20 protein-coding genes and 1 riboswitch are annotated in these 23,578 nt (G+C 53.3%); of the genes, 3 read left to right on the top strand and 17 right to left on the bottom strand.

Annotation, left to right across the window (positions count from 1 at the left end; translation table 11 throughout):
• Window positions 1-162 precede the first annotated feature (162 nt).
• The 6 genes from H5T67_05925 to H5T67_05900 form a co-directional block, all read right to left on the bottom strand.
• Entirely contained in the window at window positions 163-1,056 is an 894-nt protein-coding gene (locus H5T67_05925; protein MBC7244857.1) for a thiamine diphosphokinase, read from the bottom strand.
• A gap of 99 nt (window positions 1,057-1,155) precedes the next feature.
• Window positions 1,156-1,938, bottom strand: a complete 783-nt coding sequence (locus H5T67_05920; protein ID MBC7244856.1) for an ABC transporter ATP-binding protein — start codon at window positions 1,936-1,938, stop codon at window positions 1,156-1,158.
• Between the two features lie 163 nt (window positions 1,939-2,101).
• The gene (locus H5T67_05915) at window positions 2,102-3,097 is read right to left on the bottom strand and encodes an ABC transporter substrate-binding protein (protein MBC7244855.1); all 996 of its coding nucleotides are present in this window, start codon (window positions 3,095-3,097) and stop codon (window positions 2,102-2,104) included.
• A gap of 99 nt (window positions 3,098-3,196) precedes the next feature.
• A complete protein-coding gene (locus H5T67_05910) occupies window positions 3,197-4,009 on the bottom strand; it encodes an ABC transporter permease (GenBank protein MBC7244854.1) in 813 nt (270 codons plus the stop codon).
• A complete protein-coding gene (locus tag H5T67_05905) occupies window positions 4,002-4,277 on the bottom strand; it encodes a thiamine-binding protein (GenBank protein ID MBC7244853.1) in 276 nt (91 codons plus the stop codon). Before H5T67_05905 ends, H5T67_05910 begins: the two co-directional genes overlap by 8 nt.
• The gene (locus tag H5T67_05900; GenBank protein ID MBC7244852.1) at window positions 4,274-4,978 is read right to left on the bottom strand and encodes a class I SAM-dependent methyltransferase; all 705 of its coding nucleotides are present in this window, start codon (window positions 4,976-4,978) and stop codon (window positions 4,274-4,276) included. The genes H5T67_05905 and H5T67_05900 overlap by 4 nt, the downstream gene beginning before the upstream one ends.
• Window positions 4,979-5,033: 55 nt before the next feature.
• Window positions 5,034-5,144: riboswitch (TPP riboswitch) on the bottom strand.
• 308 nt (window positions 5,145-5,452) lie between these two features.
• On the opposite strand from H5T67_05900, the gene H5T67_05895 reads away from it, so the two are divergent.
• Window positions 5,453-6,607, top strand: a complete 1,155-nt coding sequence (locus H5T67_05895) for a DUF362 domain-containing protein (protein MBC7244851.1) — start codon at window positions 5,453-5,455, stop codon at window positions 6,605-6,607.
• On the opposite strand, the gene H5T67_05890 is transcribed toward H5T67_05895, so the two are convergent.
• Genes H5T67_05890 through H5T67_05880 form a run of 3 tightly spaced genes read right to left on the bottom strand, consistent with a single transcriptional unit; the run spans window position 6,597 to window position 10,168 of the window.
• A complete protein-coding gene (locus H5T67_05890) occupies window positions 6,597-6,908 on the bottom strand; it encodes a DUF3467 domain-containing protein (protein ID MBC7244850.1) in 312 nt (103 codons plus the stop codon). The genes H5T67_05895 and H5T67_05890 overlap by 11 nt on opposite strands.
• Window positions 6,909-6,933: 25 nt before the next feature.
• The gene (locus H5T67_05885; GenBank protein MBC7244849.1) at window positions 6,934-8,250 is read right to left on the bottom strand and encodes a hypothetical protein; all 1,317 of its coding nucleotides are present in this window, start codon (window positions 8,248-8,250) and stop codon (window positions 6,934-6,936) included.
• Between the two features lie 16 nt (window positions 8,251-8,266).
• On the bottom strand, window positions 8,267-10,168 hold the full coding sequence (locus H5T67_05880; protein MBC7244848.1) for a DUF5107 domain-containing protein: 1,902 nt from the start codon (window positions 10,166-10,168) through the stop codon (window positions 8,267-8,269).
• A gap of 265 nt (window positions 10,169-10,433) precedes the next feature.
• Between H5T67_05880 and H5T67_05875 the strand changes: the two genes are divergently transcribed.
• Window positions 10,434-12,479: a hypothetical protein gene (locus tag H5T67_05875; protein MBC7244847.1), complete on the top strand. Its 2,046-nt coding sequence runs from the start codon at window positions 10,434-10,436 to the stop codon at window positions 12,477-12,479.
• A gap of 116 nt (window positions 12,480-12,595) precedes the next feature.
• On the opposite strand, the gene H5T67_05870 is transcribed toward H5T67_05875, so the two are convergent.
• Window positions 12,596-14,284 (bottom strand): long-chain fatty acid--CoA ligase, encoded by a 1,689-nt coding sequence (locus tag H5T67_05870; GenBank protein MBC7244846.1) that lies wholly within the window; start codon window positions 14,282-14,284, stop codon window positions 12,596-12,598.
• Window positions 14,285-14,448: 164 nt separating this feature from the next.
• On the opposite strand from H5T67_05870, the gene H5T67_05865 reads away from it, so the two are divergent.
• Window positions 14,449-15,597 carry a deoxyguanosinetriphosphate triphosphohydrolase gene (locus tag H5T67_05865; protein ID MBC7244845.1) on the top strand — a complete coding sequence of 383 codons (1,149 nt, stop codon included), beginning with the start codon at window positions 14,449-14,451 and terminating at the stop codon, window positions 15,595-15,597.
• Window positions 15,598-15,654: 57 nt separating this feature from the next.
• Here the strand turns inward: H5T67_05865 and H5T67_05860 are convergent, their stop codons facing one another.
• The 7 genes from H5T67_05860 to H5T67_05830 form a co-directional block, all read right to left on the bottom strand.
• Window positions 15,655-16,704 carry a hypothetical protein gene (locus H5T67_05860; GenBank protein ID MBC7244844.1) on the bottom strand — a complete coding sequence of 350 codons (1,050 nt, stop codon included), beginning with the start codon at window positions 16,702-16,704 and terminating at the stop codon, window positions 15,655-15,657.
• Window positions 16,705-16,768: 64 nt separating this feature from the next.
• Window positions 16,769-17,833 carry an aminopeptidase P family protein gene (locus H5T67_05855; protein ID MBC7244843.1) on the bottom strand — a complete coding sequence of 355 codons (1,065 nt, stop codon included), beginning with the start codon at window positions 17,831-17,833 and terminating at the stop codon, window positions 16,769-16,771.
• A 22-nt stretch (window positions 17,834-17,855) separates the two neighbouring features.
• The gene (gene xerC / locus H5T67_05850; GenBank protein MBC7244842.1) at window positions 17,856-18,839 is read right to left on the bottom strand and encodes a tyrosine recombinase XerC; all 984 of its coding nucleotides are present in this window, start codon (window positions 18,837-18,839) and stop codon (window positions 17,856-17,858) included.
• Complete coding sequence (topA, locus tag H5T67_05845; protein MBC7244841.1) at window positions 18,757-21,159, bottom strand: type I DNA topoisomerase; 2,403 nt, start codon at window positions 21,157-21,159, stop codon at window positions 18,757-18,759. The genes xerC and topA overlap by 83 nt, the downstream gene beginning before the upstream one ends.
• 44 nt (window positions 21,160-21,203) lie before the next feature.
• Complete coding sequence (gene lipB / locus H5T67_05840; GenBank protein ID MBC7244840.1) at window positions 21,204-21,917, bottom strand: lipoyl(octanoyl) transferase LipB; 714 nt, start codon at window positions 21,915-21,917, stop codon at window positions 21,204-21,206.
• Between the two features lie 90 nt (window positions 21,918-22,007).
• A complete protein-coding gene (locus tag H5T67_05835) occupies window positions 22,008-22,277 on the bottom strand; it encodes an HPr family phosphocarrier protein (protein ID MBC7244839.1) in 270 nt (89 codons plus the stop codon).
• A gap of 166 nt (window positions 22,278-22,443) precedes the next feature.
• Window positions 22,444-23,373 carry a methionyl-tRNA formyltransferase gene (locus tag H5T67_05830; GenBank protein MBC7244838.1) on the bottom strand — a complete coding sequence of 310 codons (930 nt, stop codon included), beginning with the start codon at window positions 23,371-23,373 and terminating at the stop codon, window positions 22,444-22,446.
• Window positions 23,374-23,578: the final 205 nt, after the last annotated feature.

Here is a 23,578-nt window from a genome sequence, read left to right as displayed (position 1 = left end):
TGCGCCCGGTAACCGGGCCTAGGTACAGAGGTGTTTTTACACTGTGAATTCCTTTCTGTATGACCTGCAATAGAAAGGCCTAATGATTACGTGAATCTCGTTATGCGGAGCAAATGATATTGCGCGCGTAGCGGGGTAATATGATGTTTAGCCTTTGCAAATTCACCGATCTTCGTTCGCCTCACTCAATACCCTCCGCGCCTCCTCCACATCCTTCGCACGCACCAGGATGCGCACTTCGCCAATGCCGTCCACGGTGAGGCCGAAGACGAGGCTGGCTGCATCATAGGACAGGATGGCTGGAATGCCTGCTGCCTCCAACTTGGCTTTGATCACGTTTGCCCGCAAGTGCCCTTGTTCTTTGCATACCTCAACCAATTCGCTCGTTTCCTGTCCCCCGGCTATCTCTGCTATCTCCTCTCTAACCCGGAATACCAGCAGCAGACCCGTGCGCAGCGAGACTCGCGCTCTCTCCGCAGTCATGACATTGCTCACCCCACGCGCCGGGCCAAAGCGCAAGGTGTCGTCGCACAACACCCACTCCAGGCCACTGCTGTCGATGCCCACCGCATCCTGACCTAGAGGCAGCAAGGTTACAATATCGCCTGGCCGACCTTGGATTTCCAACTCGTTCCCACCGCGCAGCAGCCAGACTTCAGTATGACCTGCTATAATCTTGGCCTTCTTGCCTTCAAGTCGGGGCATGCCCAGCAAAAAAACATTGGCCAGTGTGTGATCCAAGCGATCGCCAGTGGCAGCGAGGAGCACAATTTCGTCCGCTCCCTGTTCCAAGGCATAGCGAATGGCCAATTCTGTGTCCGTCTCGTCTTTGCGCGCAGGGTGACCTACAAACTGGCACCCGTGCTCCTCCAATCGGATACGAACCTCTAGTGGCAACGAGTCCAGGTCGCCGACGACTACACGAGGTTCAAGCCCCAATTGGAGCGCGACCATTGCTCCCCCGTTTGCAGCGATGACCCAATCGTCAGCACGAGCCAGGCTTCGGTAATTCTCGCCCTCTTCAATACGTCCATTGGCTACAATGATGGCACGCATATCCCCTCCAATATGAAATATCGGCTGGGCGAAACAGGTTACAATACGCGCTCAAGAAAAGCCTGCCTAGCAGTACTGTACCTCAAATGGATTGATTCATCAAGTAGCGGTAGGCAGAGCGTTGGGGCTATCCTGCAAGGCCTCGAGCAATTGCTGTTTGAGCGCTGCAAACTCTGGTGTCAGGGTCATGGCACGCTGACGGGGGCGCGGCAGAGGGATCAACAATTCCTTGCGCACACGCGCAGGACGCGCGGTCAGCACATAGACTTTGTCCGATAGAAAAACCGCTTCCTCGACGTCATGGGTGATGAACAGGATGGTGTAGCGAAAGCGCTGCCATACCTCCAGCAGCCATTCCTGGAGCCCATTGCGCGTGATAGCGTCCAGAGCACCAAATGGCTCATCCAAGAGTAGGATGTCCTTGCGGCACAGGAATGTGCGGAGCAGTGCGGCACGCTGGCGCATGCCGCCCGAGAGTGAGGCGGGGTAGCTATCGCCAAAGCCATCCAAGCCAAAGAGGGGCAAGAGATCGCTTGCCTCGCGCCGGGCTTTTGCTACATCCTCACCATGTATCTCTGGCCCCAGGATGACATTATCGAGCACCTTTCGCCAGGGCAGCAGCAAATCGCGTTGCGGCATATAGCCCACTGCTCCCAGGCGCTGCCTGACTGCCACACCATCGAAGAAAATTTCACCGCGGTCTGGCTGCTGCAAGCCACAAATAATACTGAACAAGGTGCTCTTACCACAGCCACTGGGACCAATAATGGTCACGAAGGTGCCAGTGGACGCGCAAAGGCTCACTCCAGCCAATACCTCTGTAGGCTGTCCGTCCACCTGATACGCCTTGTAAATATCGCGTATCTCTACTTTGCAGGTCATCTCATCGTTCACGGAATATCGCTCTTTTCTTCAGGATAGGGCAAAGCCCGATGGCAAAACCACAGGCACGTATGCTATCTCTTGCTGACGCTTCGCTCAGACCACCAGTCCGCACTTGGGCTGGACTGTAGCCCAGCCCAAGTGGGTTAACAAGCCGTGTTTGTCACGGTAAAAAGTCGTTGGTAAAGGCTTTCTGCGGGTCAATGGGCTTGGCGATGAGATTATTCTCGTACATGAACTGGGCAAAGTTCTGCCAGATTTCGAGTTTTTGCACGCCCCAGCGCGGTGCATCGTCCTGATAGCGCGGGCTGAGCCATTTTTGGCTGCGCCGGGCTAGGTCAGGATCGGTCTCCGGTGAGGCTTTCAGCAGGATTTCAGCCGATTCCTCTGGGTGGGCGATGGCATACTCGTAGCCGCGCGCAGTTGCCCTTATGAACCGCCGCACCAAATCCGGTTTGTTGGCAATAGTAGTCTCCCCGGCGATGATCAACGGTGTGTAGTAATCCGGCACACAGCTGCCATACAAAGGCAGGAAATTCAACTGGATTCCCTTGATCTCTGCTTGCACGCCATCCCAAGCCATGAAAATCCACGCCAGGTCAACCCGCTTGCCAATCAAAGCAGGGAAGGCATCAAAGCCTACGTCAATGAATTCAACTTTGTTAATGTCGCCGCCATCGCAAGCCATCAACTGACCTAGGATGGGACGCTCGATGGGCAAGCCATACGAAGCGTAGCGCTTGCCTTCGATATCCTTTGCCCTCTGGATGCCTGTTTCGGCCAATGAGGCAAAGGCAGATGTGTTGTGCTGGATGATCGCAGCCAGCGACACAACCGGGATGTCATTGGAGCGGGCGATGGTCACCTCTTCCTGGAAACTGACCCCAAATTCCGTATTGCCATAAGCGACCTGCTTGAGCGCAGCAGCAGGGTCGGAAGGAATTTGGATTTCCAGGTCAATTCCCTCCTCGGCATACCAGCCCTTCTCCAGAGCCACGTAAAAACCTGTGTGATTGGTATTGGGTACCCAGTCGAGGGACAGGACTGCTTTGATTGGCTTCGTCGCCGTGGGTTGTGGAGCTGGTTGTGCTCCGGCACAGCCAACGACCATTCCCACGATGAGCAAGATCGCCGTCATGTGCACCCATCTCGTCAACATACTCACCCTCCCTTTGAGTAAATTTCAGTAGCCGGTTGATTAAACCTTGCTTTTGACACTCAAGTGCTTACTACGAACTTTTTCTACTCGGAGTTACATTCATGCCTGCATCTCTTCCCAACGTTCCGCACGCGCGGATGTATAGTACCAGGGCAGAGCCAAACGCTCGATCATCGCTACTGCCAAGAAAAGCAGAATGCTGAGCAAAGAGCTAATGGCAATGGCAACAAAAACCCAATCCGTACGGAAAGAATTGGAAGCACGCAACATGAACACACCCAAGCCTTTGCTGGCGCCTACCCATTCGCCAATGATGGCGCCGATCACGCTGTAGGTGATAGCGATCTTGATACCAGAGAATACCGCGGGCAAAGCTCCAGGCACGCGTACTTTCAAAAACACTTGCCGACGTGTAGCACCCATAGCTTGCAACAGTGCCAGCAACTCCGGATCAGCCGAGCGCAGACCATCGGCTGTAGTCACGACAATGGGGAAAAAGCACACTAGAGCAACGACAATGATTTTAGGCCAGATGGTGTAACCCAGCCAGATGACCAGCAGTGGTGCAATGGCCATGATCGGGACGGTCTGTGTCACCACCAGTAGTGGGTACAACGCACGACGGAGGAAGGCAGAGAGGTCAATGGCTAGGGCTAGGAGCAACCCACCGACCAGTGCAAGAGCAAAGCCCAGCAACGTTTCTCGCAACGTTTGCTGTATATGGTCGCTGAGCAAACCCTGCGCTTGCACACCTGCCTGAACAATGCGCACTGGCGAGGGCAACAAGTATGCCTCGATGCGCCACAGCCAGGTAGCACATTGCCATACCACTAAGAACAGTGCGATCAAGATCGTTGGCGGAAGGTACTCCTGAAAAGCCTGTGTAAAAAGCCGTTTGAACCCTTTAGGCATGGTCTATCTTCTCCTTTTGCGATGGCAAGTGCGGACAGGCATTGGATACGGTAGCAACCATCACAGTCGCTCCATGTTGGCTTGCAGCGTGGAAAGCACTGCGCAATGCCGCAAACAGTGCTTCTTCTTCACCCTGCACCAGCGTGCTCATCGGCCCGGGCTCGTAGTGCAGCCCGTGCTCCTGAAACACCTGCCACACTGCCTCGATGGCAGGAGAAAGATCAGGCTGACCAAGCGGATAGATGCTTACTTGTGCACTGGTGCTCATTTCATCACCCTCCCCACTAGCAAGGCGCCAAATGGTCGGAATAGAGCACGCCCTATTCTTTCCAAACCCCAAGCTCGGCTCAACCCGGCACCATGCGGACCGATAAAAACAGAACTGCTCCAGGTCACCACACCCAACCCACTCAGCAACTTAACGAACTCCCAGGGATAGAAAAAATGCGCGTGGGAGAATGGTGTCTCCTGTTTCCTGCTCTCTCGTCGGCGCGCCCACGCCCAAGGACTGAGCGCATTGAGCACTCCCACGACCAGTCGTCCACCGGGTCGCACTGCCCGCCACATCTCGCGGATGGCCCGCTCCGGGAGAGCCACAAACTCCAGTGCCGTGACGGAAAGCACCAAATCGAATGATTCTGACGCCAGTGGCAATGCCGCTGCGTCCCCCCGAACAAGATGCACATCAACGCCTTTGCCCTTTGCCACGCCCAGCATTGGCGCTGACAGATCCACGCCTACCACGATCAATCCGCAAGAGGCCAAATCAACCGCAAAATGTCCTGTGCCCGTGCCAACGTCCAACGCACGTTGTCCGCTTTGTAGCCCGGCAAGACGATAGAGCAGATCCTTCTCCAGTTCGTCTACGGTCTGCCCGAGCGGAACCTCAAACCACGAATCGTAAAGCGAAGCCACGTTGTCAAAAGCGTGCTCTGATGGCGGCCTTGATATTGGTTGCATGCTACTCACTTGCTCTGAGCCTCCATAAAACAATACCGCTGACCCAGACAAGGCCAGCGGCATGACAGCACAGATAATCCCTCCCTACGCTAGCATTACCTAGGTCAGGTTCAAGGGGTCGATGGCTTACGGCCATCCTCTCAGCCCGGCTCACCGAGCTCCCCACGGCGTTCACATTTATTCCGTTGCAGTTATAATTATATCATAAAGAAAAGAGAATGTCAAACGATGCGTGCGCTTGTGTTCTCGACGTCTGAAAGTTATGTGGCTGCACAATCGAGCATTCCATTGCATTCTCTATAGCCAGAGCGGCTAGTTTGTACTCTGAGGTCAAGATACTACGTGGTTGTGGGACTTGCGGCATATGGTTCCCAGAAGCCAATATCATAAAGAATAATGAAGACGCCTGAGAAAAGCCGTATTGCATCCAAGCGCCCCCAGAGATCAAGAGGATGAGCAACATGAATACACGAGGAGAGAAACTTGAGCCGAGTTTATATCGCCAAGTGCCCAAGCTATGATCAGCAAGCGGTCGAGACTGCACTACATGAGAGCCTGCAGGCATTCCCAGAAGCAACGAAACGGATCAAGCCAGGCCATAAAGTCGTGCTGAAGGCTAACCTGCTGCAAGCCAAACCGCCAGAAAAGGCGATCACAACGCATCCAGCGCTTGTGGTAGCAGTTGCGAAATGGGTGCGAAAGCTCGGCGCAATACCTATTATTGCCGATAGCCCTGGACCAGGCACCCTGTTTAATCCTCGCGCGTTGCGCCATGTGTACCAAATTACCGGCATGGCCGCTGCTGCAGAAGAGGGAGACGCCATCCTCAACTATGATGTGCGCACAGTGCAAGTGGCTTACCCAGAGGGCCGTGCGGCCAAGACCCTGGATGCAATCAAGATGGCGGTGGAAGCGGATGCCATTATCTCCCTACCCAAGCTCAAGACTCACGATTTGACTCTGTTCACTGGGGCAATCAAAAACCTCTTTGGCACCGTGCCTGGCATTGTCAAATCAAGCTATCATGCCCGCTTCCCCTCGGTGGACCAATTCGCCGCCATGCTGGTAGACATTCTCAGCTATTACAAACCGGTCCTGACGATTATGGATGCTGTAGTGGGCATGGAAGGAGATGGGCCCTCTGCGGGGACACCACGCCACATCGGCTTAATACTGACAAGCACGGACGGAGTGGCTTTGGATGTCGTGGCCACCGCCATCGTAGGCATACCACCTCGCAGTGTGCCCCCTATTGCTGCAGCAATGCGCAGGGGACTTACTACGGGGCATCTTGAGGATATCGAGGTACTAGGAAATCCCATCGAGGCAGTGAAAGTATCTGGGTTCAGGCTCCCTCGTACTAGCGGCCAAAATATGCGCATGATTCCCAGTTTTGTGCCTGCTTGGATCACGGACCAGATGCTGGCCAAGCCACAGGCCGGGCCAAAATGTACTGCTTGTGGCACTTGCGTCGAAAACTGCCCTGTAAAGGCGATCACTATTGTGGACAGAAGGGCGCGGATGGACCTCGACCACTGTATTCGCTGCTACTGCTGCCATGAACTATGCCCTGAGAATGCAGTCGAACTGCACCTGCCTCCATTGGCTAGGCTCATTAACCGGTTCTTCAGTGCTTAAACCCGATGGGGCGCTCCTCACCAAATCCATGTTCGGGGGTCTTGATCTCCCCGAACTGCGCTTCGTATTTGGCCAAGTTATCCCCTAACGCACGATGCAGCAGCTTGGCGTTCATGGGCGTCATGATCACCCGTGCATAGATTTTGGCTTTGGGCACATTCGGCAGTACGCGGGCAAAGTCAATTACGAGTTCCGATGGGGAGTGGGTGATCATGGCGAAATTCGCGTAAACAGCCTCTAGTTCTGCTGGCAGTTCAATGCTGATTTGCATTGGCTGTGGTGGTGTTTTTTCTCTGTTCATGTTGCTCTCCTATTCTTGATTCCCACTATGGTTGTGGACGAAATTCCACCCACACGAGCTTGCTCCAATCGGCTTTCACCGGCAGAGGGATGGTGGGCAAATCAACCAGCGTGACTGTGTAGGTAACCGGGTTGCCCAAGCCATCAAAAGCAAAGATGCCGTCCTCGTTCGTGGTAGCAGGAGGCGCAGACCAGTCCCAAGCAGATAGGCCAACCTTGACGCCAGCGACGGGTCCACCCTCTGCATTCAGCACTCGCCCTCGGATCATCATTGCTGTTTGCAGGCCAACGTCCTCGATCTTGACCACCTTGCCTACGAATGTCCCACGAGGAGGAGGTGTGCTAGTTGGTAGAGAGGCAACGGCACAGGACTGTGCTGCCTCTTCTCGCTCCGCTTTCAGTTCCTCACTGAAGCTCATCGCCAGGGCACGATCATATTGTTCTCGAGCTGCACACCATTCACCTTTCGCAGATAAGGTCTTGGCATAGGATACATACGCATCGTACAACCGCTGCCGCGTGTCTTTATAATCAGGTTGCAGTTGGTAGAGCGCGTAAAAAACCTCAATTGCCTCCTGCCAATTGGCCCCCCAATAGCCTAGACCAACAAGGTAAAGAGAGGCCAAGGTCTTCTGCTCGCGGATTGCCTGCTCTGCGGGACGCAATTCAAGCGCACGGTCAAAATAACGAATTGCCTCTTCCAGACGGTTTTCTTCCACGAATTTCAATCCCACCTTGTAATAGGCTTCGACCAACAGCATAGAGACCTGTTCTCGTTCATATTCAGGATCGAGAGCCTGGACTTGTTCTAGCTTGGCGATAACACCCTCCCAATTGCCCTTGTTGTAAAGCTCACGAGCCTCGTTGTACAGCAATACAGCTGTTTGATAACGCAAAGCTGAGGTAGGCGTGGGTCGCTTGCTCAGCAAGGCTTCTACCTCGGCCAATTTGGCTTCTGCATCGCTATTCTTGGGGTCGAGTTGCAAGGTCAGAGCGAATTCTGCCCGAGCAAGTTCGTAGTTCTCAGCAATGAAATATTCTAGCCCTTTGTGATAATGCTCCGAGGCAGCGGCACGGTTCAAGCGTGTACGCTCCTGTATCCCTTGATAGACACCAAAAAGCCCTATACCTAGGATCAGCAGGATAGCGCAACCTGCCAGCATGCCCGCGATCATGGCCCAACCACAGCCTCTTGGCCGCGGTTCAGGCTCTGTGAGCTCTGCCTCTTCAGGGATTGTCTCCTGCTCTTCTGAAGCCCTAACCTCAGTCGCCAGATAATGCCCACAGTTGGGGCAAACCAGCGCATCGCCTTCTACTTTAGCCCCACATTGGTTGCAATACATGAAATTGCCTCCACATCTAAAATGTACTCGTAAATTCTAGCAGGGTTGCTCCGCCCTGATCGTGCAATTGTACACTCAATTTACCAGGCAAATTTGCGTCTGCAGGAAGAGGCACCTCGAGTAGAAGTGGCCTCTCTGGAGCAAGCTGTACTGCTTTCTCGTAAAACACTTGCTCGTTCCACCTCAACAGCAACTGCCCCAACCGTGCCTTGCTAACCGCAATCCCTACGTGCACCTGGTTGCCTTGCACGCTGACCTTGCCCACGGCTTCTGCACTGGCCTGATCCAGACCGCCGATGTAACTGAATGGCAGCCAGATTTCACTCCAACTAATAGCCTGGCCTGCTCCAACGAGCACGTCATCCTCCGGCCAGAAGGTTTTGCAAGGGCCGGCCCACATCTCAAAGTATTCCGACCCATCATCCGTATACTCCCCATGAGCGGGAAAATCTTTGCCAAATGCAAAAAGCTTCAGCCCGGGTACGGCTTGGGCAGCGAATATCCGCACAATGCCTAGATCCGTATCATGGTTATAAGCACCTGCATAGCCTTGCTGTATATCTGGAACAAAGACGCCCAGCCAGTTGTGCCAGTTCCTGTAAAAGGAAAAATCTCGCCCATCGTAGATAGGCCAGGGCATTATCTGGTGCTCACCGGGCAGCGCGTTGTCGCCAGTGCTGTGCACGATCACGTGCTCGGTGGGATAGATGAATTCCGTGTTCGGTGATACACTCGCCGAACCCAAGGTCAACGCAGCATTGAGCCAGAACTGACAGGCAATCGGTTGAGAAGTCGGATTCACTAAGCGCGGTTCAACCACAAAGTAAGCGCGATCAGTGGGCAGTGTGACCCGGATCTCAGCACGTAGTCGGTCATTTTCATTGTAATCACGCAGGAGTATAGAAGCGCCATCGCTTCGCCGCTCGACACGATAGGTCCAGGGCAGTCCCCATTCGTAACCATGCTCGTGCACAGGCAGAGCCCATTCCATGCCACCGACGGCTAGCCACCAATTCTCAGCGCGGCTGAGCGGTCCCCAGTAGGATGGCTTCAGGACTGCATTCTCGTAGAAAACCTTTTTCCCAGTAGGCTTGAAAACGCATTGATAAAGCCGTCCGCCTAGTTCTGGCAGGAAGGTCAACCTCAGATATGGGTTCTCCAAAACAATGGCGGTAAAAGCTCGTGGTTGCGGCTGTGGATTTGACGCTTCATATGCAGCACGATCCAACCAGACGACCTTGAAGTTGTAGCGAATATCCAGCTTCTCTTTCAAGTAAGGCTCATAAGGGTAAGCAGGTAGAGTGATTTTAGTCTCGTACACTTTCACTTCCGGCTGCACAGTAACAACCTCTCGCGGGGTGGGAGATGGCAATGGCGTTGGTACAGCGTGAACCTGGACGGTGCTTGTAGCACGTCCCACATTGCCAGCCATGTCTCGCGCCTCGATCTCAACCATATAAAAGCCAACAGCAGCATCCTTGGTGTCCCAAACATAATCCAGAAGTTCGTCATTCGCCTCAGTTATCAGATTCCTACCAATAGAGAGGCGTAGGATAGCCACAGCTTCGTTATCCGAGGCCTGGGCACGGATATGCACAGGCTGTCCAACTTGCACAGAAGTTGTCACCAGATCGAATCCCACCACAGGTGGAACGACATCACGTAGCGCAGCGCTAATGTGCAACTCCTGCCCTGGTATAGGCGAAACCTCGCGCTGCAAGATCTCGTAACCATCGTGCTGGATGAGGAGGGTGTATTGCCCTGCTAAAACATCCAGTTTCAATGGAGTACAGCCCTTCTGCTCACCATTGAGATAAACCTTCGAGCCAACTGGCAACACTTCGACATGTAGATGGGCCAGAGCGGGCGTGGCAGAAGGGACAGGTGTTGGATTGAGAGAAGGTGATTTACAAGCCATAATGGCATACAACAGCCATAATGCTGCTATACAAAATACCAAAATGCCCCACCGCAGCTCAGTTCTGGACCGATAACCCGTAACCCATTTCATCTGTTGACCGTCATTATACTTGGATTAGGGAAACATGACAAGATTTAGCAGGTACACGAAGCCTTTGTACTGCGTTCCCCTTCACAACCAAGAAGCAAGCACATGACTGTTGGCTTTTCGTCAACTTCGATGCTATAATGGACAGTACGTTTATCACACGAGGTGCTCCAGCATGGGCAGTGGGTCCGCTGCAGGTCGAACCCTGTGGTTGCAAAAAAGAATCGTGCCCGTCTTGGCCACATTGGCTCTGGCGCTGCTCGCGTTTTGGATCTGGAAGCAGCGCGTTATTCTCTCCTTTCCGACTTTAATCCCCGCTGCTCCCGCCGAAGCACTACAGCGCTGGGTGCCACTCAGCAGCCCCTTCGATGGCAAAATCAACGCCTTGTTAGTCGAGGACCCCAACGGCGTGCGCCTGCTCTATGCCGCTACCGATGGCGGCGTATTCAAAAGCGATGATCAGGGCAAGACATGGACTGCCTGCAACAATGGTCTGAATGAACGCCTCATCCGTGCCTTGGCCATTGACCCGGATGATCCGCGTATACTCTATGCCGGCACCTGGAATGGCAAAGTCTATGTCAGCATGGATGGGGGGACAAACTGGAAGCAATGCAGTCAGTACAGTGAAAGCGCGGATCAATTGCCCCCTTACGAAATCCGGTCTCTGTATGTGCACACCTTCAACCCTCAAAAACTGTATGCCGCTGTCCAAACGGGCGTCTTTACCAGCCCTGACCGTGGTCTGAACTGGTACCCCGCCGGTGATTTTACCAGCACCTTGCAATGTATGGCGATGCATCCAGAACAGCCAGATACCCTTTATGTAGGTACTTCTGCGTATGGCATCTACAAGAGCCGCGTTGTCAGTGGGGAACTACGGTGGGACCCCTTGCCATTCAACGATCCTGACGACGTTTCTGAACTGGCCATAGTGCCTCGGACACCAAACACTGTCTATGCCATCTCTAAGGGAAAGGTTTGGAAGACCGAAGAGGCAGGGCTCTTCTGGAGATATGTGGACTCGTACCGCGAACCCCCTGTAGCACGTTGCCTGGCCGTCAATCCCAGGAATCCACAGGAGGTCTATGTCGGAGGACAGGATGGCATATACAAGAGCGTGGACGGCCGCAAGACTTGGTTCAAAAGCAATACAGGACTACAGGGATCTGATGGGCAACCGGTAGATGTACACATCATCGTGGTAGACCCAATCGTGACCAGCACCATTTATGCCTGCTCGGGCAACACGCTGTTTGTCAGCAGCGACTCAGGAGAAACCTGGGCATGGAGTTCAAGCATAACAGCCAGCAACGAAGCCAGCATCCTGGCATTGAAAGCGGATCCTAAGGATGGACGCACCTTCTATGCCAGTGTAGCAGGTGGAGGGTTGTACAAAACCACTAATGGTGGTGATGAATGGCAGCATATCGGAGAAATAGATCCGTTTGCACTCATTCGCTCTTTCTCGCAAATAACAGCCATAGAAGTAGACCCGCTTGACACCAAGACTGTATATATAGGCGTATCTGAAGGCTTGGTGTTCAGAAGCACGGATAGTGGGATGACCTGGATGCCAACAGGGATGGTCACCGAAGCTCTCATCAATGCTCTTGTAGTTGATCCAGAACACACTACGCGCATTTACGCTGGCACGCAGGGAAAAGGCCTTTACCGCTCCGATGATGGAGGCATGACCTGGGTGCATAAGAGCCAGGGTATCATCGGCAGCAATGTACAACGCATTGTACTTGATCCAAGAGGAGCGCAAACGATCGTTTATGCTGTCACAGAAGAGGGCGCATTCAAAAGCAACGACAACGGAGAAAGCTGGCGACAGTGGTTGTTGGGTGTATCTGATATCGCTCCACCTATCAAAGGCAGCGTGCAACTATTGGCTGTGACCCAAGTCGAGGTAAGCGAAGCCCAGGGGGAGGGTCGCAACGAGGCCATCTTAGTACCACAGAATTATGTAGCTCCGAGTGCAGAACTGACACAATTGACTGTAAGCCAGGCCATGCCACCCTTTGTCTATGCCTTGGTCAAGCACAAGGGTGTACTGTTGAGCGAAGATGGCGGTAAATCTTGGAGACCGCTGGGCTCGGGATTGGAAGGGCGTGAATTGCGCGCATTAGCACTGAGCCCCGATGACACTAATCTCATCCTGGTTGGCACGGATAAAGGCATCTATCGCTATCAGCAGGGGGTAGGTAGCGAATAAGAAAGGCGTTCGCAGGCCAGAGATCTAAAAACTCTACGCTGCGAACGCCTTTTGTTCAGAACATCGCGCAGTAAATAAGGGACGGCTAAATCACGACGCAAAACACTCTCAATCTGCTACTTCCCCTGCTCTGCCAGTTTTTTCTTTTCTTCCTCGACCAGCATGCGGCGTAGCACCTTGCCCACCATCGTCTTGGGCAGCTCTGTGCGGAATTCCACCGCAGTCGGCACCTTGTACTTGGCCATATTGGCACGACAGAATTCAATGATCTCCTCCGCTGTGGCCGTCTCCCCTTCCTTCAGCACAATGTAGGCCTTCACCGTCTCGCCGCGATACGGATCAGGAATGCCTGCCACCACTGCCTCTTTTACCTTAGGATGCTGGTAGAGCACTTCCTCCACATCCCGCGGATAGATATTGAACCCACCAGCGATGATCATGTCCTTCTTGCGGTCCACGATCTGGAAGTAGCCTTCCTCATCCATCCTGGCTATGTCCCCTGTGTACAACCAGCCATTGCGCAGGGCAAGCGCTGTCTCCTCCGGCATGTTCCAGTAGCCTTTCATCACTTGTGGCCCACGCACGATCAGTTCCCCTATCTCACCTGGCGGCAACTCCTTGGTGCCCGTCTCCAAATCCACGATCTTGGCATCTGTATCGGGCCATGGCAGGCCGATGGTGCCGATCTTGTTCTTGCCGTAGATTGGGTTGGCATGAGTCACCGGTGAAGCCTCGCTCAGACCATAGCCCTCTACCAATCGAGCACCGGTCAATTCCTGGAACTTGGTCTGCACCTCCACCGGCAGTCCTGCCGCGCCACTGATGCAGGCGCGGATGGACTTGACATTGTACTTCTGGAGATCGGGGAAGTTGTTGAACGCCACGTACATGGTGGGCACACCAGGGAAGAGAGTTGGGTGGTGCTTGTTGATGTTCTGCATAAGCGTCGGGATGTCGCGTGGATTGGGGATGAGCAGCAGGGCTGCTGCTGCATAGATGCCCAGGTTCATACAGGTGGTCATGCCATAGCTATGATAAAGTGGCAGCGCAGTCAGAATGACTTCCTTCGTTTCCTGAATGTCATGAAGCCAGTGCCTACACATGACAGCGTTGGACATGATGTTCGCATGGCTGAGTTCGGCTCCCTTGGGCACGCCCGTGGTACCCCCTGTGTACAGAAGACACGCGGTATCGCTGGGCTTGACCTCTACCGGCGTAGGCTTGGCGGGCGCCTTGCTGAGCAAATCCTGAAGCCAGTAGGTATTGGCATCGCCTGAGATGTCCTGCCGATCCCCCTCGTGCTTCTCCTTGGCCAACGTGAAGAGCAGCTTGATCAGCGGTGGGAAGTACTCCTTGATATTAGTCACAATAACATGCTTCAGCGCAGTACGAGCACGCACCTGCTTGACGATGGGATAGAAGCGGCTCATCACCAGCATCGTCTCCGCTCCCGAATCCTTGAGTTGGTGCTCTACCTCGCGCGCGGCATAGAGCGGGTTGAACGAGACAACGATGGCTCCAGCTTTGAGTGCGCCGTAGTACCCGATGATGAACTGGGGACAGTTGGCCAAATAGATGCCCACGCGGTCGCCCTTCTTGACCCCCAGTTGTTGCAGGGCAGCGGCAAAGCGGTCGGCCAGGGCATTGAGCTGCGCGTAGGTCAACTTGGCGTCCATGAAGATGGTAGCAGTAGCATTAGGGTACTTGCGCGCAGATTCTTCCAGGTTGGTATGCAGCGGACGCTCGGGGTACTTGATCGTGTGCGGGACTTGAGGCTCGTAATTCTTCAACCAGGGCTTCTCCATTGTTTCCACTCCCTCCTTTGGGTTAATAGTGTGCCATACATACAAGCGGCTTCCATAGTATACCATGACTTGTGCAAATGCGTCAAAAATGCAAATCGCTCTTTGGATACCTAATATATTGACCGTATAATTTGTATGCTAGAATTTTGATTAGGAGGTGTGACCTGTTCGCACGTCAAGAACTAGAAGAAATCGAGTTACAGCGTTTGGCTTCTTATGCAGTCAAAAGCCGTGAATCGCGTGGGCGGGCCTATCCCGAACCGGAACATCCTTACCGTACTGCGTTTCAACGCGACCGCGATCGCATTATTCACACCACAGCGTTCCGGCGGCTTGAATACAAAACGCAAGTTTTCGTCAACTATGAGGGGGATTACTACCGCACGCGGCTGACCCATAGCATCGAGACAGCTCAGATCGCACGGACGATGGCCCGTGCATTGGGAGCCAACGAAGACTTGGCCGAGGCGATCTCCCTCGCACATGATCTAGGACATACCCCTTTCGGACACTCAGGCGAGGTGGCTCTGAATGAGGTGATGAAAGAATACGGTGGGTTTAATCACACTGATCAGAGCGTGCGCATCGTAGAGAAACTCGAACGGCGCTATCCAGATTTCCCTGGTTTAAACCTGACTTGGGAAGTACGCGAGGGAATTGTGAAGCACACCACCGAATACGACGTCGCCGAAGCCGTAGAATACGAGCCGGATAAACGAGCAACTTTAGAGGGCCAACTGGTCAATGCTGCGGATGAAATTGCCTACACCACCCATGATCTTGACGATGGCCTGCGCTCCGAGTTGCTCCAAGTGAGCGATTTGCACGATATACAATTGTGGAGGGAGGCTCTTGAGGCATTAAGCATCCAGGAATCCCCCTTCACTGAGATGGATCGTCGTCGGGTTATTCGCTACCTGATCAATCTGGAAGTAACCGATGTCATCCAGACCGTAGAGCGTAAACTAAGGGACCTGGGCATCAAGTCACCTGAAGATGTACGCCGTGCCCCTTACAACCTAGTGGGTTTTTCCGCAGAGATGCAAAGTAGGAATCGCCAGTTGAAGGATTTTTTGTTTGCGAATCTGTATTGTCATTATCGAGTAATGCGCATGCAAGTGAAAGCGCAACGCCTGATTTGCCAGCTTTTCGAAGCCTATCTGCACGAACCCCGTCAACTTCCACTGGAAATTCAGGCTAGATTCGCCGATGAGCAACCAGAGCGTGTCATCTGTGACTACATCGCAGGCATGACGGACCGCTTCGCTATTCAGGAATACCGTAAGCTGTTCGATCCCACCGTGCGTGGATAAAAAAGGACGCAAGGGAAAAACCCTGCGTCCTTCGACTGCCAATGCACAGAGCCAAAACTAGGCAATAGCCCCTTTCGCCGAGATTTCCAGTTTAGTTGTTAACCTGGCAAAGACTCCATTGTTCGAGCCACTCTCGTACTCAAGGCCAGTAATCATGGCATCCAGGCGCAGATTTGCGGTTTCGAGAGTTACAACCTGGCCCTCTACTGCGCGGATCAATTCACCTTTGTCGGCAAGCTTCTCTCGCAACGCCTGATCGGCGAAGGCGCGCTCGCTCATTAGCACTTTGGTCACCGTGCGAGAATCCAGTTTGTCAAACAGCCAGACATCAAAGGCAGTGAATCGCATAGGTGCGCCGCTACCTACTTTCTCCATGGCGCTGACCCCACACTCGCCAAGAAACTCACCTGTAACCGACTCGATGCTGTAGGAGACGTCATACTCCTCATCGCCGAGTTTGTATGTGGTCTCAAAGTGCCCAAAAGAGCCCTCTGCTGGCGAGGGTGCCGGGCTGACCTCGCGCTCCACTTCTGGCACTCTGGCTAGAGCCTCGCCTGTATACGGTGATGGGCGTCTGCGTCGCGAGGGTTCTCTTTTTTGTAGCTGTGTCAAAAACAGTAGCGCCCCTACACCGAGAAGGAGTAAAAAGAACAGGATGCCAAAAATGCGCAGAATTTGCCTTCCTGTGGTCGTAGCAGGTTGCACGGGTGTTGGAACAGGAGTAGGAACTGGCGGCAAACCCATACCTGATAAAAGTCCTTGCAGGCGCATGGCCTCCATTGGCTTGCCCGCCTTAACCTGCGCTTGAATTAGATCGCTCAGCATGATGGATAAATCGACATCCTTCTGTCCGGGCCTCTTCAGTGCTTCCAGCCTTGCGCGGGCTACTTCAGCATTACCAGTTAGAGCATACGACTCGGCGATCATTTGCAGGTAGGTTTCCTTGTGGCTCGGCCTCAGATCAGCCGGATCAGCATTCGTCCATTGCACTGGCCAAAGCCACCAGCCCAGCACAACGAGGCCCAGGACGAGGCCTAGGACGAACGCAATGACAACTTCGATAGTGATTTTTTTGCGAATCCAAGCGCTCATATCCTTTTCGGCCATTTTGCACCTCCGGTACAATTATAGCACAACTTGACAGCAAATACAAGCGGCAAATGACGGGCAATTACTGTGCACAGAGTTCCTTGCATGCCTTGCTCAGAACCTCTATTCCATCCTCTTTGAATAGCACCATGTCCTCAATCCGTACCCCACCCCACCCAGTGAGGTAAATGCCAGGCTCTATAGTGCAAACCATGCCCGGCTCCAGAACGGTGGTAGATGTCATGTTGACTCCTGGGCCTTCGTGCACAGCTAATCCTACGCCATGTCCAAGTCCATGCCCAAAATACTCCTTATAACCAGCTTCAGCGATGATGTTACGTGCGATTGCGTCGACTTCCTGCCCTTTCATGCCTGGTCTGGCCTGCTCTTCAGCCGCCAACTGCGCACGCAAGACAACCTGGTACACCTCCTGCAACTTCTGATCTGGTTTGCCAAGGCATATCGTACGGGTTAGGTCAGAGTGGTAGCCATCTACTTTAGCGCCCATGTCCAGGACAATTGGTTCGCCCTCTTGGACGGGCCGGTCCTGAACGACTGCATGTGGTTTGGCCCCATTGGGTCCAGAGCCTACAATAAAGGGAAAGGCAATGCCTTCGGCGCCATGAGTACGCATGTAGGATTCCAGTTCCCAGGCAATTTGCTTCTCAGTCATGCCTGGCTTGACAAAGCCTCGGATATAATCGGATGCCATATCTGCTATACTGACTGCTTTCCTAATTTTCTCCAATTCGCCCTCATCCTTGATCATGCGAATGGTTTCCACCACGTCTTTGGTCGGAACCCATTTGATGCCCCGTGTGGCTCTTCTCCATTCCTGATATTGGGCAAAGGCCACGTGTGTGCTTTCAAATCCCAAGTTTTTCACTGCTCGCGTCTTGAAGAGACGTTTGAGCACTTGAGGCATCTTATCTTCTAGTTTTACGAGCTGGAAATCCGGAGCTTCTTCCGCAACCTGCTCAAAGTAACGAAAATCAGTGAGCAATAGCGCTTCGTCCTGCGTGATTACCAATGCGCCTTCTCCGCCTGTGAAACCACTTAAATAGCGCTGGTTTTCCGGCCTCGTGATAAGGATTGCATCCAATGCCTGTTCCGTGAGAACTCGTCGTAGCTTCGCTAGGCGCATTATTGTCCTCCCTATGTAACAAGATTTAACCATGGATGTTACCATCTGGACTTGCCTTAGCCAATGGATGTGAGCGGAGATATACCTCACGAGCACGGCTCTGGCTGACGTGAGTATAGATCTGTGTTGTGGTCAGAAGAGCATGCCCTAGCAATTCCTGAACTGACCTCAGGTCAGCACCGCCATCCAAGAGATGTGTGGCAAAGGTGTGCCGCAACGTATGAGGCGTGACTCGCTTCTCCAAACCGATCATACGACTATACTTTTTCAGCAAGTTCATAATGCTGCGTGTGGTAAGCCTGCTGCCCAAGCGGTTCAGAAAGAGCGCGGTGCTCGTCTTATCCTGCAGCAGATAGGGCCGACCTCCCTCGAGATATGCTCGCAGCGCTGCTAGAGCTGGCTGTCCAAGGAATACAATACGCTCCTTGGCGCCCTTGCCTAATACCCTCAGTTCGCTTCGCCCCCAATCTATATCATTTATGTTTAGGCCTGCTAATTCGCTGACGCGCAATCCACTGCTGTACAGTACTTCGAGAATAGCACGATCGCGCAACCCCTGTGGGGTGGTCGCATCCGGGGCGCTGAGCAACGCCACCGTCTCTTGCACTGAAAGGGGTACAGGGAGATGCCTGGACATCTTGGGTGAGGACACGGCACGGAATGGGTTGATAGGGACAATGCCCTCTCGCATGAGAAAACGACCAAAAGAGCGCAGTTCCGACAGCCGCCGCACCACACTGGCTTTCGCATAACCTTGGGCATTCAGCCAAGCCAGATAACGCCGCAATACCAGTCGGTCTACATTATCCCAGGTGCGCACTCCCTGTTCCTCTAGAAATGTCAGACATTCCTCAATCTCACGCCGATAATTATCAATGGTGTGAATCGAGGCGTTCTTCTCGGCTATCAAGTAGGTCAGAAAGCGTTCAAGTTCTCTTCTCAGATTCCACCTCGCTCTTGAATACCTGCTGGCAACGCAAGCATTTTGCTTTCCCTTTGCCAGATTCAATGAGCAAACCACCACAGTTTGGGCAAGCCTTTGCCAAAGGACGTTGCCAGATGGTGAACTGGCAAGTAGGGTAGTTGGCACAACCGTAGAAAATGCGCTTTTTGCGAGTCCTTCTCTCCAGCAAATCCCCACCACACTGGGGGCATTTGGCTCCCGTTTTAACTACGTAAGGTCGGGTATTGCGGCACTGAGGAAAATTGCTGCAGGCAATGAATTTTCCGTAGCGTCCTAACTTGACCACCATAGGACTGCCACACTTCTCACAAATTAGCCCTGTTTCTTCAGGGGCTAGGTCTATTTTTTGCATGTTTTGCTCGGCCATCTGCAAAGTGCGCTCAAAAGGTCCGTAGAATTCGCGCAGTACAGCCACCCACTCTCGTTCCCCTGCGGCAATGCGATCGAGGTCTTCCTCCATGTGCGCTGTGAATTGAACATCCACAATATCTGGAAAATGCTCCACCAAGAGGTCATTGACCAGGAACCCCAGTTCCGTAGGTACCAAATGTTTATTCGCCCGATCCACATAACCTCGTTCCTGTATCGTGGACAGTATGGGAGCATAAGTGCTGGGTCGGCCAATGCCATGCTTCTCAAGTTCGCGTATCAGGGAGGCTTCGGTATAACGCGGAGGCGGTTGAGTAAAATGCTGCTCCGGGATCAACCGAAGCAAATCCAGAATCTCGCCAATTTCGAGCCGGGGCAGGGCACCCGCGTCTTCTTCCGCAATCACGCCCTCATCTTTTGCCTCCTCATACACCAGCAGGAAGCCAGGGAAGGCAAGAGTGGAACCGGTGACACGAAAGAGATAAGGCAGCGCATCTAGGAACGATTGAAGAGCATTACCTTCAGGCACAGTCCTCTCTGCTTCCAGATGGCCAGCCTTGATATCCACAGAGGTCACATCATAGATAGCTGGACGCATCTGACTGGCGATGAACCGTTTCCAGATTAGTTGATAAAGGCAATATTGATCTGTATCCAAGTAGTTTTTGATGGCATCTGGCTCACGCCAGACCGAAGTAGGGCGGATGCACTCGTGAGCTTCTTGCGCCTTCACGGCGCGCGTTTTGTAAAAGGGCGGTTTTTCCGGCAAAAAATTGCCGCCAAATTTCTTTTCGATATAAGATCTTGCTTGTCCAACTGCTTCTGGAGCAATATTGGTGGAATCCGTGCGCATGTAGGTAATCAAACCGACGCGCTCGCCCTGACCTAGGTCTACGCCTTCGTAGAGCTGTTGAGCGACGGCCATTGTACGTTTGGCAGTAAAGCCCAAATGGCGGAATGCCTCCTGCTGCAGGCTACTAGTAATGAACGGGGCAGGCGGCTTGCGCTGCCGCTGAAACTTGCGTACATCACCCACAATGTAGAGGGCGCCTTCCAGGTCATCCACAATAGACTGGGCTGCTGGTTCATCCTTGAGGTCAACTTCCTCGCCGCGGATCTTTATCAATTTCGCAATGAAACTGGGTCGCGGCTCAAGTGCGCGCGTCTCCTGCTTGGCTAGTTCTGCCGCAATAGACCAATACTCGACTGGGATGAAAGCCTGTATCTCTCGTTCGCGCTCCACGATTAGGCGTACCGCTACAGACTGCACCCGACCGGCTGAAAGACGGCTGCGCACTTTATGCCACAGTAACGGGCTAATTTTATAGCCTACCAGGCGGTCTAGGATGCGCCGGGCTTGTTGGGCGTTGACCAGATCCATGTCCAGTTTCCGAGGGTGCGCAAATGCTTCCTTAACCGCTGCATCTGTAATCTCATGGAAAACAACGCGGTGGGCAATTTCTTCGGGAATGGCTGCAGCAGCAATCAAATGCCAGGCGATGGCCTCTCCTTCACGGTCGGGGTCAGTGGCCAGGTAGACTTCTCTGGCATGGCTAACCACTTTTTTCAAGCGCTGGACGGTTTCGCGCTTCTCCTTTGGCACGTGATAAGTTGGGGCAAAGTCGTTCTCCACGTCCACGCTCAGACGGGAACGCAGAAGATCCCGTACATGCCCAACTGAAGCCTCAACCTGGTATTCCTTGCCGAGGAATCTGCCCACAGTCCTCGCTTTGGCTGGGGATTCAACGATGACCAACCGACTGTTGCGTTTTCTCTCTGCAGTATCCTCTGCCTTGCGAGTACGGGCTGTACGTGGGGGTGCGGGTATAGCAGCATGGGCTTCCGTACGGCCCATTTTCACTAGAGTAGTGCCGCAGACCGGACATCTGCCGCGTGTTGCTGGGTTCCTTGCCGCGGTATAGATAGGTTCAGGATTTTGCAGAATCCTTTTTTCACGGCATTTCAGGCAGTAGGCGATGACTTCCTGCCCTTCCATTAGGAAATCCCCTTTGGAGAATACACCATCTAGCGTAGTACCCTTCAGTGCGTTATGGCCAGCGGACCAGTCTCAAAGCCGGCCTCTCGTGGGTTGGATAAAGGGAGTTGGGCAAGAGTCACCTCTTTCATGGGCGCTGCAAAGACCTGACCAAAATTCCATATCACTCGCTCGCGCACAAAATGCATCTCAACAGGTTTTCCCAATTCGCGTTGCATGGAGGTAACAGATGCATCCGTCAGTCCGCAGGGCACAATCAGAGCAAAATGTTCCAAGTTAGGAGCCACATTCAAGGCAAAACCGTGATAGGTTACTCCCCGTTCCACCCGTGCACCCAGTGCCGCGATCTTTCTTTCGCCAACCCATACGCCAATAATACCTGTTCGGCGGTAAGCGGATAAGCCAAAGTCGTGTAAAGTGCGAATCAATACATCTTCAAGGGCATGCATGTAATCGGAGACACCCAAGTGATGCGCCTCCAGATGTAGAATCGGATAACCCACCAGTTGCCCTGGGCCATGATAGGTGACATCTCCACCGCGTTCCACCCTGTGTACCACAATGCCTGCCTCGCGCAGTTCATCCGCAGAGGCCAGGATGTGGCTTGGATCGCCGGTGCGACCAAGGGTAATCACAGGCTCGTGCTCGAGCAGTATCAGAATATCGTCAATGCGCCCCTCTTGCCGGGCCTTGACCAAACAATGCTGTAATTCCCATGCACGTTCATAAGGCTCTAAACCCAAATTCAGGACGAGCAAGGGATACGCCACCACCTTCTAGTAGGTAGCAAACAAAACGGAGCATGAAACACTCATTCCTCATCACGAGTATTTCTTACTCAGCGCTCCTCATTCGGCTTCACCAAAATTCGCCTCCACCAACTCTTGGAGGGCTTTCAGGGCTTGTTCCTCATCCTCACCATTTGCTTTGACCGTGATAACAGAGCCCTGGTTCACTCCGAGCGTAAGTATGGAGAGAATGCTCTTAGCATTGGCCTCACGCTCATCTTTTCGCACAAGAATTTCAGACTTGAATTGCTTCGCTGTCTGGACAAACATGGCTGCGGGTCTGGCGTGCAAACCCACTTTGTGTCGAACAACTAATGTGACTTCTTGCATAGTTACCGGTCTTATCTCTCCTCTTGAAACATGCTGCGTACGCAATCACTGGCAGACTACGCATCGTAGAGATTATAGAGGCAATAGGCCTTCTTGACAAATAGCCCAAGGGTGCCAATTATCGCTACCCAAGCGTGATCGAGCTCGTTGGCTATCACACAGAACCTTACTGCAGCAAGGACCCTACAAAGTCTCGCTGACCACGGACAAACTCTGGACCTGTCAATGGACGCTTCCCGGCTAGTTGCACCTCTTCCAGAACAAGCAATCCCTCTCCTGTAACCACGGCTATCTCAGAATTGACTCGTATTACCTTGCCTGGTATCCTTTCGGGATAAGGCGCCAAACAAGGCCGTGCGCGCAGCACTTTGAGTTCTCTCTCTCCCCAGAAAGTAAACGCCCCTGGCCAGGGATAAAAAGCGCGACATTTCCGTGCAATCAACTCCGCAGGCTCGGTCCAGCGAATGTGACCATCCTCCTTACGCAAAAGTTTGCTGTATGTGACTAGACGGTCATCCTGCTTTTGCGGCGTGATCTCGCCTGCCAGCCAGCGGGGCAAGGTATCCAGAATAAGTTGCCCTCCTAGATTCCCTAATCTTTCCGTAAGCGAAGCGGTGGTGTCATCAGGGAGAATCTCTAGTGCTGCCTGACCCAAAATCGGGCCAGTGTCCAAACCCTCATCCATGAGCATAATCGTGACGCCAGTTTGTGCGTCACCAGCCAATATCGCCGCCGGGATGGGTGCTGCCCCACGGTGGCGTGGCAGCAAGGACGCATGTACGTTGATGCAGCCATACGGCGGCAGGGATAGAATCGTGGGGGGCAGGATTTGCCCAAAAGCAGCCACCACAATGGCCGTTGGTGCTAGATCGTGCAATTGTTGGACGAACTCAGGCTGCCGCACCTTAACTGGCTGCAACACCGACAAGTTATGCGCCAGCGCCAGAGCCTTTACTGGAGGGATAATTACCTTTCGGCCACGTCCGCCTTCGCGATCTGGTTGGGTGACCACCGCCACAACCTCATAGTGGCCAATGAGCGCTTCCAGAATCAACTGACCGAAGCGCGGCGTGCCCATGAAGACGATGCGTTCCATGTCAACCTTTCTAGAAAACGGAAACCAGAAGTCATTCTATCACAATACACTGCAAAAGGGAAAAGCAGTCACATGCACACGTAATTGTTCAGATTAGGGCTAGCTGTGGTATACTGAGCACATGACACTGGAAGAAGAAGTCGTTGCCCTCCGTGCTGAGAACAATACTTTGCGCGCACAAGTAGCTGCCTTGCAAGAGGAGCTA

The sequence above is a fragment of the Chloroflexota bacterium genome (assembly GCA_014360905.1).
In the GTDB taxonomy this organism is placed as follows: domain Bacteria; phylum Chloroflexota; class Anaerolineae; order UBA2200; family UBA2200; genus JACIWX01.
This window is presented reverse-complemented; position numbering and strand designations above follow the sequence as displayed.